The sequence below is a fragment of the Klebsiella sp. MISC125 genome (assembly GCF_051131775.1).
In the GTDB taxonomy this organism is placed as follows: Bacteria; Pseudomonadota; Gammaproteobacteria; order Enterobacterales; family Enterobacteriaceae; genus Klebsiella.
Genome location: NZ_CP180448.1, coordinates 1485811 through 1498017 on the forward strand (window position 1 = coordinate 1485811; position 12207 = coordinate 1498017).

Below are 12207 nucleotides of genomic sequence, written 5' to 3' on the forward strand. Positions count from 1 at the left end.
ATTACGATTTTTTGCACGGTGAGCAGATCGGTACGCTATCAATGATCGAGAGATTAAGCGGCTGACCTGGAATACTTTTGTGCGGGAAAATCGAAGATGAAAATCGCTTTTGGTGAGCTAAAACCTTTATTGCAGGCGCATCGCGTTTTTGTCGGCGGGCAGAAGCTTACCTGCGCCCATGCCTTTTACCGTGACGACCTGCTAATTGATATACCGGAAAATCTAGTCACCGAACCATATACCACCTATTGGGGGCGCTGCGGTGAACGGCTGGCCTCCATGGGCGCTTTTAGCTATACGCGAACCCTGCTTCCGGCGCTGATTCAGGTAGGGCGTTATACCTCGATTGCCGATCGCTTGCAGGTGCTTGGCGACCGACACCCTCTGGAGTGGGCCAGCGCCAGCCCGGTGTTTTATGCCCATCTCTCCGGCGTCATGTCGACTCTTGCAGCCGACAGCGGTAAACCCAATCAATTTTATCCCTTTGAGAAAACGCCCCGGCCAATAACCATCGGTAACGATGTGTGGATTGGTCAGAATGTTACCCTGGCGCAGGGCATTACTATTGGCGATGGGGCCGTTATTGCCGCCAACGCGCTGGTGGTCAAAGACGTCGCGCCGTACACCATCGTCGGCGGCAACCCGGCAAAACCGATCCGTATGCGCTTTAACGACGCGATTATTGAACAACTGCTGGCGCTACGATGGTGGCGTTTCTCCGCCCAGGATATTGCTGCGTTTCCGGTGAATCAGGTTGAGCGCTTTTGTGAATTGTTCACCGAGCGCGTTGCTGAAGGGACGATGCTGACTTTCTCGCCGCCGGTATTGACGGCATCCATGATTAAAGCTGTTATGGCTAATAAGCAAAATCCGCAGCGTAGCGCGGTTTAATCAGAAGCGGTTCACATTTGGACAAGGATAAAAAGATGAAGTTGAAGTCAGGTATTGCTTTCGTCATTGCTGCCGTCGCCTTTGGCGCTGAGGCGCGCGATATGAACAGCATTCAACAAAGCGGCGAGCTGAAAGTAGGTGTGCCGGGAGACTACGCGCCGCTGGCGTTTCACAATAAAGCCGGGGAGCTGCTGGGCTACGACGTTGATATGGCGAAAGATCTTGGCAAGCGGCTGGGCCTGAAGGTGAGCTTCGTGCAGACCAGCTGGCCGACGCTCTCCGCTGACCTGAAGGCCGATAAGTTTGATATCGCTATGGGTGGGGTGACACAAACCCCGGCGCGGGCAAAAGAGTTTGCCCTAAGCCAGCCGGTGGTACCGAATGGTAAAATTGCGCTGGCTAACTGCGCGGCGGCCCCCGCGCTTGGCAGCCTGGAGAAAATTGACCAGCCGAATGTGAAGGTTGTTGTGAATCCGGGCGGCACCAACCAGAGCTTTGTCGATGAACATATCAAGCATGCGCAGATTATTCGGGTGAAAAACAATATCGATAACCTTGAAGCGCTGCGGCAGAAAACGGCGGATATGATGGTGACCGACCTGATCGAAGGGGTCTATTACCAAAGCAATGAGCCGGGCGTTTTTTGCGTAGCCAACGAGACGCCGTTCGCCGGAACCGCCAGTTTCAAAGTCTATATGATGAACAAAGACAACCCGCAGCTGCTGGAGAAGGTTAACCAGTGGCTGGAGAGCCAGGACAAAAATGTGCTCAAACAGAAATGGCGGATTCATGATCAGGTGAAATCCTGATTCACTAAAGGTTTTCTATGTGGTGTCCGAGGCAGAAATCAGCGGTTCTGATTTTCTGCCCGTACGTCGGCGAGCAGCCATTCATAAAATACCTTCACTTCCGGGCGCATCACCGCATGCTGCGGCGTGACGATATAATAAGACCACGTTAGCGGCCAGCGGTTATCAGGATGTAGTTGAACCAGTTGGCCGGTGGCGAGCAGTTGCTTAACCAGCGCATGGCGCACAATAGCGACGCCGCGCCCGCTAAGGGCGGCGAGAATGACTGCCGAGGTTGAATTAATATGTAGACCGCTATCGCGAGGGGCCGGGGCCTGAGTTGCCGTCAGCACATCCTCCCACGAAGGGAAGCTGGAGCTGGGATGCGGCGTATCATCATGAATCAGCTTTTGCTCCGCCAGCCAGACGCCGCAGGCGATTTTCCCCGGCGGAACAATTAGCGGGCTGCACACCAGTACCGCCTCTTCATCCATCAGCCAGGTTTTATCGACGCCAGACCAGTTGCCGCGTCCGCAGCGAACCCCCAAATCCGCTTCGCCGTGGGAAACATCCATCAGCTTTTCCGTGACGTTGAGGCGCAGGTCGATATTTTCATAAGCCTCAGAGAAGCGGTTTAAGCGCTCCATCAGCCAGTTCATCATCAACACCTGCGAAGCGGTGATCACCACCACGGAGCGCGCCCGGCGGCCGCGGAGCTTATTCAGCCCGCTCTCGAGCTTATCCAGCCCGAGGGTAATATCCTGCAGCGCTTCCTGCGCATCGCTCACCAGGGTCAGACGTTCCTTGCCTGCCCGGGTGCGGTGCAGCAGCGGGTGGCCGACCCAATCCTCCAGCGCCCTGACTAACTGCCCGACGGCGGCGGGCGTCACGCCCAGTTCCCGGGCCGCGCCGGTAAAGCTGCCGTGGCGGGCGGCGGCTTCAAAAGCATGTAGCCATTTCAGTCGATTAAGCGAGCGCATGGTGAATATTCCTCGGTCATTTTTCGCTTCAGTATACCCCATCGAGATAGATTTTCTTTGTTGTGGCGCTATTTCTTCTCATTCGTCAGCGTAACTCAAGACAGGCATGCTTAGGCCACACAAATCAAGCGTGAAGAGGTTAATGATGAATACAGAATTTACTGGGAAAAAGCTGTTAGTGGTCGGTGGGACCAGCGGCATGGGGCTGGCGACGGCCAAACGGGTGATTGAGAACGGCGGCAGCGTGGTGCTGGTGGGCAATCGCCAGGAGAAGGCGGAGCAGGCGCGTCAGGCGCTGGCGGCTTACGGCAAGGTGGATATTATCGTTGCCGATCTGATGACCGAAGCGGGTATGCAGCAGGTAATGACGACTATCAACGCCGAGCATCGGGATATCAGCCTGCTGGTTAACGCCGCTGGCGTCTTCTTCCCGAAACCGTTTATTGAACATGAAATGGCCGATTATGATTTGTATATGAATCTCAATCGGGCGACCTTCTTTATCACCCGCGAAGTGGTGCGCAACATGCTGGCCGCCGGTATCAAAGGCGCGATTGTGAATATTGGCTCAATGTGGGCGCAGCAGGCTATCGGCGCGACGCCGTCATCGGCCTACTCAATGGCGAAGGCCGGACTGCATGCGCTAACCAAAAATCTGGCGATTGAGCTAGGTAGCAGCGGTATTCGCGTTAATGCGGTATCCCCGGCGGTGGTACATACGCCGATTTATGAAGGCTTTATTGCGAAAGAGGAGGTGAAGACGGTGATGAATAGCTTTGACAGCTTTCACCCGATTGGCCGCGTTGGCACGCCTGAGGATATCGCGCAAACCGTGGCATTCCTGCTCAGCGATAGTACCGGTTGGGTGACTGGTGCGGTATGGGATATTGACGGCGGCGTGATGGCTGGTCGAAATGCCTGATTACGTTCATTATGTCACCAGAGCTATTGGCATAAATAAAACGCATCCAGGATAACGAAAATCAATGAGCGCTGAGATAACGCTGCCGGTCGCGCAGCAAAACCGGAATATCGTCCGTCTGGCCACGGCGCAGGCGCTGGCGGGAGCGAACTCGGTGGTGTTTTACGCCACCGGGGCGATCGTGGGGAACGCCATTGCGCCGAATCCCACGCTGGCGACGCTGCCGATCACCATTTTTGTGCTGGGCATGGCGGCCTGTATTTTGCCGTTTGGTGCGCTGGCCAGAAGGCGCGGGCGCAAAACCGTCTTTATGACCGGCACCGGGGCCGGTGTTTTGACCGGGCTACTGGCGGCGCTGGCGGTGGTTATTGGCTCATTCTGGCTATTCTGTATCGCGGCCTTTTTCGGCGGAGCCTACGCCGCAGTGGCGGTGTCGTTCCGCTTTGCCGCCACCGATGGCGTCAGCGGCGAGCGCCGCGCGCGGGCGCTCTCCCTGGTCATGGGCGGCGGGGTGGCCGCCGGGGTCATCGGGCCGATGTTGGTCACCGGCACCATGAACCTGTGGCCGCCGCATACCTTCGCGATCACCTTTATCGCGCAGGGGCTGGTGGCAGCGATATCAGCACTGGTATTGCTGGGGGTAAAAACCGCCGAGCCGGTGGCGCAGGCAAAATCCGGCGGCCGTCCGCTGGGCGAAATTGTGCGCCAGCCGGGATTTGCCCGCACGGTGTTCAGTGGCGCAATCTCCTATATGGTGATGAACTTCCTGATGACCGCCGCGCCGCTTTCTATGCATATGCACGGTATCTCGCAGCAGGCGTCAAACCTCGGGATTCAGTGGCACGTTATCGCCATGTACGGGCCCGGATTTTTCACCGGTAAATTAATCAATCGATTCGGAGCCCGGTGTATTAACGCGGCTGGGTTAATTCTGCTGGTGCTGTCGGTGATGGTCGGCCTGGCCGGTATCGACGTAATGCACTACTGGCTGTCGCTGATCCTGTTGGGTATTGGCTGGAACTTTGGCTTTACCGGCGCGTCGGCGCAGATTATGGATTTCCATCGTCCGGAAGAGAAAACCCAGGTGCAGTCGCTGAATGATTTTATTGTTTTCGGCGTCATGATGATTGGCTCGTTTTCCTCGGGTGCGCTGATGAACCTCTTTGGCTGGAATGCCGTGCTGTGGGGATCGCTGGTGCCGATTGTCATCGCGCTGCTTGCGTTGCTGGTCGGCGGACGAGCAGCGAAACGGGCCTAATTCTTGCGTGATTTAACGCCAGCACGCACGGCGTCTCGCATTGAGCGAATTAAGGTTTCTTTGCTGCGACCCCGGCGGAAAATCAGCGAGAAGGGAGCCTGGTAGCCATATTCTGTTGGTAGCAGGGCGCGCAGCTTTTGCGATTGCACCCAGGGCAAAGCGTAGTGTTCCGGCAGATAGCCGACGTATTTGCCGGACAGAATCAGCATCAGCTGCGCTTCCATACTTTCTGCACTCGCGACGCTCTGCTTAAAGCCTTTGCGCCCTAAATCGCTGCTGCTCCAGTAGCTGCGGGTGACCATTCGCATCTCGGAAATAAGCGCTTCCGTCGGGTGCTTAACGGTAAACAGAGAGTGTTTGTCACCGCAATAGAGCCAGTTTTGTTCGCGATAAAGTGGGTGAGACACCACGCTATTGGCCTGTAAAGAGAAGGTGCCCACGGCGAGATCCAGTTCATTATTCAGTACGCCCTGCAAAAGCGCGTTCGGGCTTCTGACCTGTAAATTAATATGCACCAGCGGGAAGCGCTCGCTAAACGTGGCGATGATTTCGCTCATCGGCAGCATCGGGTCGGTAATCGTCGAGTCAATTACGCCAAGATTAAAAATCCCGGTCTGCTCGCCGCGCAGCGTCGCCGTATTGCGCTCAAAATCCTCCATCGAATTCAGCAGGTCGATGCTTTGCTGGAGGACGGTTTCCCCTTTTTCGGTCAGAGAAAAACCGCCTCTACCGCGACGACATAGGGTGATGCCGAGCTTCTCTTCCAGTTCACTCATATAGTTGCTGATAGCCGAAACCGTCAGGTTAAGTTCCTGCTGCGCATTGGCAAAGCCCTGATATTTCGCCACGGTAATAAAAACGTGTAACAGCCGCAGATTCGGAAATTTTCCAACTGACATAGAGGGGATGCTCCGCTGTAAGCCCCGGGTTTTGTTTTTATTTTTCTAAACTAATTTTTTGCTTTTGACTATTTTTTCTCTCATCCGTGTTCAGCAGTATGTCTTCATCGCCCCGAAAAGCCCTGGAGACACAGCAATGACATCCTTAATTGAACATGAATACCCGCAGCCGCAGGATGGCGAAATTCCACGTTTTAGTGGATTACCGACCTTTTTCCGTCTCCCTTTTGCGCCACAGGCCGCCGACCTGGATATCGGCGTGGTAGGCGTGCCGTGGGACGGCGGAACCACAAACCGTGCGGGGACTCGCCACGGGCCACGCGAGCTACGCAATGCTTCAAGCCTGGTGCGTCGAGTCCACCAGACCACCCGCCGTTCTCCCTATGATTATGCCCGCGTTGGCGATCTGGGAGATGTGCGTATCAATCCGGTAGATATGCAGGATAGCCTGGCGCGCATTGAAGCCTGGTATCGCGCCCTTGATGAGCAGCAGGTGATGCCTCTAACCGCGGGTGGTGATCATCTCACTACGCTGCCGATTTTACGGGCGCTCGGGCGGAATAAGGCGTTGGGGATGATCCATTTTGATGCCCACTCGGATACTAACGACAGCTACTTTGGCGGCGAGCGCTTTACCCACGGTACTCCGTTTCGTCGTGCGGTAGAAGAAGGCGTTCTCGACCCGCAACGCACGGTGCAAATCGGCATCCGCGGAGCGCTGTTTTCCGCCGATGAGCACCGCTGGGCGGAGGAGAACGGTATCACCATCATCCGTATGGAGCAGGTGGACGAGCTGGGTATCGACAAGGTGATGCGGAGGGCGCGTGAGATTGTTGGCGAGCAGCCTACCTATATCAGCTTCGATATCGATGTGTTGGATCCGGTCTATGCGCCTGGTACCGGAACGCCGGAAATTGGCGGTATGACCACGCTGCAGGCCCAGCGCTGCGTTCGTCAGCTTGCTGGATTGAATCTGATTGGTGCCGACGTGGTGGAAGTCTCGCCTCCCTTTGACCAGGGCAATCTGACCAGCCTGACCGGCGCGACCATGATGTTTGAACTCCTGTGCCAGCTTGCCGACGCCCATCATCGGCGTATTTCTCAATAACAGCGGAGAATTATGATGAAAAGAAATCTCTCATTGCGCTATCTCGCTACCGCGTTGGTTCTGGCATCAGGCCTTGTTACGGCGGCCAATGCGGCGGATGCGACTCTGTCGCCGGGAAAACTGAAAATAGCGATGGAAGTCGCCTACCCGCCTTTTGAATCCTGGCAGGATGACAAAATCGTCGGTTTTGATGCTGAACTGGCGGCGTTATTAAGCCAAAAAGCGGGCCTGACGCTACAACTGGTGGATACCAAATTTAGCAGCTTGATCCTCGGCCTGAGCGGGGGACGCCAGGATGCGGTGATCTCTGCACTCTATATTACGCCGGAGCGTACCCAGCAGGCGGATGCGATCCCTTATGCTAAAACCGGGGCCTATATCATGGTGCGCAGCGATAGCAAAGTTGCGCCGCAAACGGAAAACGAACTTTGTGGCTTAACCATTGGGCTGCAGCAGGGTACATCGTGGGTGAAAAAGCTGCATGAGCTTTCGGCGAGCTATTGCCAGGCGCAGGGTAAAGGGGCGATTGAGATTAAAGAGTTCCCGACCGCGCCGGAGACGCTGCAGGCACTGCTCTCCGGCAATATTCAGGCTCAGGTGGATATTGCTGGCGTAGTCAGCCTGTTTACCCAGCGCAGCAAAGGCCGACTGAAGGTCAGTTCCCCGCAGACGATATATCCGCAAACGCTGGGTATTTACATCAAGAAGGGTAACCAGGCGCTGGCGCAACAGTTGACCTCCGCACTGAAAACCCTGCGTGAAAATGGTGAGTACAGCGCCTTGCTGAAAAAATATGCGGTATACGGCATCACCGATGACACGGTGCAGTAGTGTGTAAAAAATATAAAATATACAGATGAACGGACACTGTAATGAGATGTTCATCACATTTTTAGCGTGATTACACATTTGAGTATGATTTAAAATCACTACTTATCAATGTCTTACTTTTAACTCTACAATTCATTGTGTACTCAGTGTGTAAAATTACACACTGATCACAATTCATATTTTTCCTGCATGCTTTAATTCCTCTCACCAAAACAGAGAGGATTGCTCATGAAACACATGATGATTTGCTGCGGCGCCGGTGTGGCGACCAGTACCGTTGCGTTAAATAAGCTCCAGGACTTCCTGAAAAAAGAGAATATTCTCGATAAAGTCCGTATTTCCCAGGGAACCGTGGCTGAAGCCAAAACCCGCGACGATGTAGATTTTATTGTTTCTACTTCGCCGGTTGCGCTTTCTATTCCCGTTGTTAACGCTCTGCCGCTATTAACCGGTATGGGTACTGATAAAGTTTTCAGCAGCGTGAAAGAATTAATTCTCGCCGAGGGTTAAGCCATGTTTATTGTTGATTACATTGTAGGTTTAGGGGCATCGGTCATGATGCCGCTAATATTTATGCTCCTCGGTTTGATATTACGCCTGTCGCTGAGCAAAGCATTAAAAGCCGGTTTAATGGTTGGTATTGGTTTTATCGGCTTAAGCATTACCGTTAATCTGATGATCGATTCCCTGACCCCGGTAAGCCATGCGCTGGTGGAGCGTTTTGGTCTGAATCTCAACGTGCTGGACGTAGGCTGGCCTGCTGCTGCAGCGGTAGCGATGGGGACCCGGGTCGGCGCGCTGGTGATTCCGGTGTGCGTCGCGATTAACGTGTTGATGCTGTATACCAAAACCACGCGGGTGCTGAACGTGGATATCTGGAACCTGTGGCATCATGCCTTTACCGGTTCTCTGGTGACGATTATTACCGATAGCCTGTGGCTGGGGATATTTGCTGCTGGTATCAACTGTATTATTACGATGGTGATTGCCGACCGTACTAGTGGTGATGTTGAGAAATACCTGAACCTACCATCTATTTCGGTACCGCACGGTTTTTCCGCATCATTTGTCCCGGCTGCGTGGTTGGTGAATGCCATTGTTGACCGCATCCCGGTTATTCGCGATATCAAAATTGATACCGAAGTTATCCAGAAACGGTTATCTATTCTCGGCGATCCGGCCTCTCTGGGGGCAATTATCGGCGCGCTGTTGGGTATTATCGCGGGTATCGAAGTGAAAGCTATTCTGCAAACCGCAATTACCATGGCGGCGGTGATGACCATTATTCCGCGGATGGCGAAAATGCTGATGGAAGGGGTTTATCCGATTAGCGAACGTATTCAGGAGATAGCTCAGTCGCGTGCCGGTTCATTCGGCAAAATCGCTATCGGCCTGGATTCAGCCGTGAGCGTTGGGCACCCGGTGACGTTGTCCGTGTCGATGCTGATGATCCCGGTGATGCTGGTACTGGCGGCGATTATTCCGGGCAACCAGTTCCTGCCGTTCGCTTCCTTGACCGGCCTACCGTTCGCCTTCGTGTTGGTGACGGCGGTTTGTCGCGGTGATATGTTCCGCACGCTGCTGACCGGGCTGTTAACCTTAAGTCTGGCGTTGTTGATTGGTACCAACCTGGCGCCGATTGTCACCAGCACCGCGGTGAGCACCGGCTTCTCGCTGCCGCAGGGGACCACCAGTATTAGCAGCGTGGATTATGCCGGGGCGATGCTGCCGTGGGCGATTATCCAGAGTTTCCATCTGAAAGAGATTGGCGTAGGTATCCTGACGCTGTGCACCATCGCGCTGGTGCTGTGGAATCGCCGTAAGCTGGCGCAGGAAAATGAACAGATGGCCGAAGCGAGCGTGGAGGGCGGGAAATGATGTTTAGCGCACAGCGGGTGGTGAAGTTTACCGGGTCCGTCAGTCGGACGGCTTTACTGACCCGCCTGGCAGATAGCCTGCAGGCCGACGGGCTGGTTAAACCGAGTTTTGCCGACGGAGTACTTGAACGGGAAAAAGTCTATCCAACCGGGATATTTATGGAGACCCATAGCGTCGCCATTCCGCATACCGAGTTTGAGCATGTTAACCAGACCGGTTTTGCAATCGGCATTAACCTGGCGGGGGTTGAATTTCAGCGTACCGACGAGCCTGAAGAGAGCGTTGTCCCGCAGATAGTCGTGATGATGGCGATTGATAAAACTTGCGAAAAAGTGGCAATTATTCAATCCTTGTTCGCATTATTGGCCGATCATGATCGAGTTAACGATATCGTGAAAATGACGCCAGAGGAGATTGCAAAAGTGTTCACCGATGCCGTCGTCACGCAGTAAGATAAAATGATGAGCTCAATACGGTGAAGCCGCAACCGACGAGGGACAAGATGTTACGAATCAGCGACGTCATAGAGTTAGCGATGGTTAGTCGTAAAACTATCTATAACGCAATCAACAGTGGCCGGCTGAAATATCAGTTGGTGAATGTTGATAATCGTCAGGTTCGTATGTTCCTCGAAGAAGATGTCTTCGAAGCTTTTCCGAAAACCAACCGTGCGGTGACTCAGGAGCAAGAAGTGCAGGCGCTACGTGAAGAGGTCGCTTCGCTTAAGTTTGCTCTGGCGGAGCTGCAAAAAGCGGTGAACGCCATGGATCCGGAAGGCAAGTACGAAATGACCAGCGTTAAAGAGCCATCTAAAACGCCCGACCGCTAACCTGCGGGCGGGCACGTCTTATCAGACGATGTCATCCACCACGCCGCCATCCACGCGCAGCGCCGCGCCTGACGTTGCTGAAGCCTGAGTCGAGCAGACGTAAACCACCATATTGGCGACTTCTTCCACCGTGGCCGCACGTTGAATCACCGAGCTTGGGCGGTTCGCCATCACGAATTCTTTTGCCAGCTGTTCCAGCGATTTCCCGGTTTTCGCGACTTCATCTTTCATCATCTCAGCAAAGCCATCAGAGATAGTCGGCCCCGGCAGCACGCTGTTGACGGTGACGCCGCTACCGGCGACAAACTTCGCCAGCCCGCGGGCCAGCGACAGCTGAGCGGTTTTCGTCACGCCGTAATGAATCATATCCGCCGGAATGTTACGCGCCGATTCCGAAGAGATAAACACAACCCGACCCCAGCCGTTCTGTACCATCGCCGGTAGCAGGGCGCGAGAAAGACGCACTCCTGACATCACGTTGGTTTGCCAGTAGTTCTCCCAGGTTGCATCATCGGTTTCATAGAAATCCTGCGGGCCGTAAATACCGGCGTTATTGACCAGAATGTCGACTCCGTTAACAGCCTGCACCAGCTGATTGACGCCTTCAGCGCTGCTTAAGTCGGCAATTGCCAGGCGCAGTTTCGCGCCGGGAACCTCATTCTGTAAACGGGCGATGGCCGAGCTCACGCTACGCTCGCTGCGACCATTAATCATCACTTCCGCGCCGCTGGCCGCCAGACCTTTGGCGATGGCGTAACCAATACCGCCGGTGGAGGCGGTGACCAGTGCGACTTTCCCCGATAAATCAATATTCATGCTGATAGCCTTATTTTTTGTCGGACAGACCATTAAGCGTAGCAGCGGATATGAGGCTATTGACGTTTTCGGGATTAATAACCGCTCTGTTTGTTAACAAGATTTTTCAGCGGCAGCGCCTGGTGCAGCCGTTGGATGTTGTCCAGCAGCTGACGGGCAACCACCACCGTTTGCGCGATAGAGGCCATATGCGGGGTGATAACCACTTGCGGATGCTGCCAGAGTGGGTCCTCCTGCGGCAGCGGTTCGACGGGGAACACGTCGAGCACCGCGCCGGACAACTTGCCGTTCTCCAGTGCTTCAAGTACGTCCTGATTCACCATATGCTCGCCGCGTCCGCAGTTAATCAGCGCTGCACCGTCAGGTAGCTGCTCCAGCAAAGGGTGGGCAAGGATGCCTCGCGTCTGCTCCGTTAACGGCAGGACGTTGATCAGCGCATCCAGTTGGCCGAGAAATTCGCCAGCCTGAGCATCTCCGTGATAACAACGCACGCCAGCAAGGGATTTTTCACTGCGCGCCCAGCCGGAAACCTTATATCCCAATCCGGCAAGCTGCGCGGCGATATAGCCGCCAATTTCGCCGAGGCCCATGACCCCAACGTGATAATCGGACGCCGCTCGCTGCGGATAAATCTTCCATGTTCTTTCGCGCTGGTGGGCCAGCGCCCGGTCAAAACTGCGCTGAAACCAAAGTACGCCCCACAGAGCGTATTCAAACATGCCGTGGCGAAAATCTTCGTCAACCACCCGGCAGAGCGGAACGTCGCTGGCAAAAACGCTGGCGGGTAAATGATCGACGCCAGCAGACGCGGCCTGGATTAGTTTCAGCTCAGGCGAGCGGGCCAGCAGCTGCGGGTCAGGAAACCAGCAGCTCGCATATTGCGCCTCGCGGGCGGCGGGGTCCTCTGGCAGAACCGCTTTTACTTCCGGGAATAGCGCGAATGCGCTACAAATTTCCTGTGCATACAGGGGGTCGTTACAATCCACGACGATGGTTAATTGAGTCAT

Annotated in this window: 14 protein-coding genes; 10 read left to right on the top strand and 4 right to left on the bottom strand. The window is 54.7% G+C overall.

The window, feature by feature from the left end; all coding sequences use genetic code 11:
* Nucleotides 1–96: 96 nt before the first annotated feature.
* Nucleotides 97–891 (top strand): CatB-related O-acetyltransferase, encoded by a 795-nt coding sequence (locus tag ACMYSL_RS07095; RefSeq protein ID WP_434661974.1) that lies wholly within the window; start codon nucleotides 97–99, stop codon nucleotides 889–891.
* A 35-nt stretch (nucleotides 892–926) separates the two neighbouring features.
* A complete protein-coding gene (locus tag ACMYSL_RS07100) occupies nucleotides 927–1700 on the top strand; it encodes a transporter substrate-binding domain-containing protein (protein ID WP_434661976.1) in 774 nt (257 codons plus the stop codon).
* Between the two features lie 38 nt (nucleotides 1701–1738).
* On the opposite strand, the gene ACMYSL_RS07105 is transcribed toward ACMYSL_RS07100, so the two are convergent.
* Entirely contained in the window at nucleotides 1739–2659 is a 921-nt protein-coding gene (locus tag ACMYSL_RS07105; RefSeq protein ID WP_434661977.1) for a LysR substrate-binding domain-containing protein, read from the bottom strand.
* A gap of 145 nt (nucleotides 2660–2804) precedes the next feature.
* On the opposite strand from ACMYSL_RS07105, the gene ACMYSL_RS07110 reads away from it, so the two are divergent.
* Together ACMYSL_RS07110 and ACMYSL_RS07115 are read left to right on the top strand one after the other, a co-directional pair.
* Entirely contained in the window at nucleotides 2805–3581 is a 777-nt protein-coding gene (locus tag ACMYSL_RS07110) for an SDR family NAD(P)-dependent oxidoreductase (protein ID WP_434663975.1), read from the top strand.
* 64 nt (nucleotides 3582–3645) lie between these two features.
* A complete protein-coding gene (locus tag ACMYSL_RS07115; RefSeq protein WP_434661979.1) occupies nucleotides 3646–4839 on the top strand; it encodes an MFS transporter in 1194 nt (397 codons plus the stop codon).
* Here the strand turns inward: ACMYSL_RS07115 and ACMYSL_RS07120 are convergent.
* Nucleotides 4836–5738 (bottom strand): LysR family transcriptional regulator, encoded by a 903-nt coding sequence (locus ACMYSL_RS07120; protein WP_009652525.1) that lies wholly within the window; start codon nucleotides 5736–5738, stop codon nucleotides 4836–4838. The genes ACMYSL_RS07115 and ACMYSL_RS07120 overlap by 4 nt on opposite strands.
* A gap of 136 nt (nucleotides 5739–5874) precedes the next feature.
* Between ACMYSL_RS07120 and speB the strand changes: the two genes are divergently transcribed.
* From speB to ACMYSL_RS07150, 6 genes are all read left to right on the top strand, one after another.
* Nucleotides 5875–6846: an agmatinase gene (gene speB, locus ACMYSL_RS07125; protein ID WP_434661981.1), complete on the top strand. Its 972-nt coding sequence runs from the start codon at nucleotides 5875–5877 to the stop codon at nucleotides 6844–6846.
* Nucleotides 6847–6861: 15 nt separating this feature from the next.
* On the top strand, nucleotides 6862–7677 hold the full coding sequence (locus tag ACMYSL_RS07130) for an ABC transporter substrate-binding protein (RefSeq protein ID WP_369685508.1): 816 nt from the start codon (nucleotides 6862–6864) through the stop codon (nucleotides 7675–7677).
* Between the two features lie 228 nt (nucleotides 7678–7905).
* Nucleotides 7906–8187 (top strand): PTS sugar transporter subunit IIB, encoded by a 282-nt coding sequence (locus ACMYSL_RS07135; protein ID WP_009652557.1) that lies wholly within the window; start codon nucleotides 7906–7908, stop codon nucleotides 8185–8187.
* 3 nt (nucleotides 8188–8190) lie between these two features.
* Complete coding sequence (locus ACMYSL_RS07140) at nucleotides 8191–9555, top strand: PTS galactitol transporter subunit IIC (RefSeq protein WP_181485235.1); 1365 nt, start codon at nucleotides 8191–8193, stop codon at nucleotides 9553–9555.
* Nucleotides 9552–10007 carry a PTS sugar transporter subunit IIA gene (locus ACMYSL_RS07145; protein ID WP_182234288.1) on the top strand — a complete coding sequence of 152 codons (456 nt, stop codon included), beginning with the start codon at nucleotides 9552–9554 and terminating at the stop codon, nucleotides 10005–10007. Before ACMYSL_RS07140 ends, ACMYSL_RS07145 begins: the two co-directional genes overlap by 4 nt.
* A 50-nt stretch (nucleotides 10008–10057) precedes the next feature.
* Entirely contained in the window at nucleotides 10058–10384 is a 327-nt protein-coding gene (locus ACMYSL_RS07150) for a hypothetical protein (protein WP_004853397.1), read from the top strand.
* Nucleotides 10385–10405: 21 nt separating this feature from the next.
* Here the strand turns inward: ACMYSL_RS07150 and ACMYSL_RS07155 are convergent, their stop codons facing one another.
* Complete coding sequence (locus ACMYSL_RS07155) at nucleotides 10406–11200, bottom strand: SDR family NAD(P)-dependent oxidoreductase (RefSeq protein WP_182234286.1); 795 nt, start codon at nucleotides 11198–11200, stop codon at nucleotides 10406–10408.
* Nucleotides 11201–11274: 74 nt separating this feature from the next.
* Nucleotides 11275–12207 (bottom strand): 2-hydroxyacid dehydrogenase, encoded by a 933-nt coding sequence (locus ACMYSL_RS07160; protein ID WP_434661982.1) that lies wholly within the window; start codon nucleotides 12205–12207, stop codon nucleotides 11275–11277.

Excerpts from the sequence above, each read along its gene's own strand:
- ACMYSL_RS07115 (WP_434661979.1), top strand. The coding sequence starts at position 3,646 with ATGAGCGCTGAGATAACGCTGCCGGTCGCGCAGCAAAACCGGAATATC.
- ACMYSL_RS07150 (WP_004853397.1), top strand. The coding sequence starts at position 10,058 with ATGTTACGAATCAGCGACGTCATAGAGTTAGCGATGGTTAGTCGTAAA.
- ACMYSL_RS07110 (WP_434663975.1), top strand. The coding sequence starts at position 2,805 with ATGAATACAGAATTTACTGGGAAAAAGCTGTTAGTGGTCGGTGGGACC.
- ACMYSL_RS07105 (WP_434661977.1), bottom strand. The coding sequence starts at position 2,659 with ATGCGCTCGCTTAATCGACTGAAATGGCTACATGCTTTTGAAGCCGCC.
- speB (WP_434661981.1), top strand. The coding sequence starts at position 5,875 with ATGACATCCTTAATTGAACATGAATACCCGCAGCCGCAGGATGGCGAA.
- ACMYSL_RS07160 (WP_434661982.1), bottom strand. The coding sequence starts at position 12,207 with ATGACTCAATTAACCATCGTCGTGGATTGTAACGACCCCCTGTATGCA.
- ACMYSL_RS07120 (WP_009652525.1), bottom strand. The coding sequence starts at position 5,738 with ATGTCAGTTGGAAAATTTCCGAATCTGCGGCTGTTACACGTTTTTATT.
- ACMYSL_RS07130 (WP_369685508.1), top strand. The coding sequence starts at position 6,862 with ATGAAAAGAAATCTCTCATTGCGCTATCTCGCTACCGCGTTGGTTCTG.
- ACMYSL_RS07145 (WP_182234288.1), top strand. The coding sequence starts at position 9,552 with ATGATGTTTAGCGCACAGCGGGTGGTGAAGTTTACCGGGTCCGTCAGT.
- ACMYSL_RS07140 (WP_181485235.1), top strand. The coding sequence starts at position 8,191 with ATGTTTATTGTTGATTACATTGTAGGTTTAGGGGCATCGGTCATGATG.
- ACMYSL_RS07100 (WP_434661976.1), top strand. The coding sequence starts at position 927 with ATGAAGTTGAAGTCAGGTATTGCTTTCGTCATTGCTGCCGTCGCCTTT.
- ACMYSL_RS07135 (WP_009652557.1), top strand. The coding sequence starts at position 7,906 with ATGAAACACATGATGATTTGCTGCGGCGCCGGTGTGGCGACCAGTACC.
- ACMYSL_RS07095 (WP_434661974.1), top strand. The coding sequence starts at position 97 with ATGAAAATCGCTTTTGGTGAGCTAAAACCTTTATTGCAGGCGCATCGC.
- ACMYSL_RS07155 (WP_182234286.1), bottom strand. The coding sequence starts at position 11,200 with ATGAATATTGATTTATCGGGGAAAGTCGCACTGGTCACCGCCTCCACC.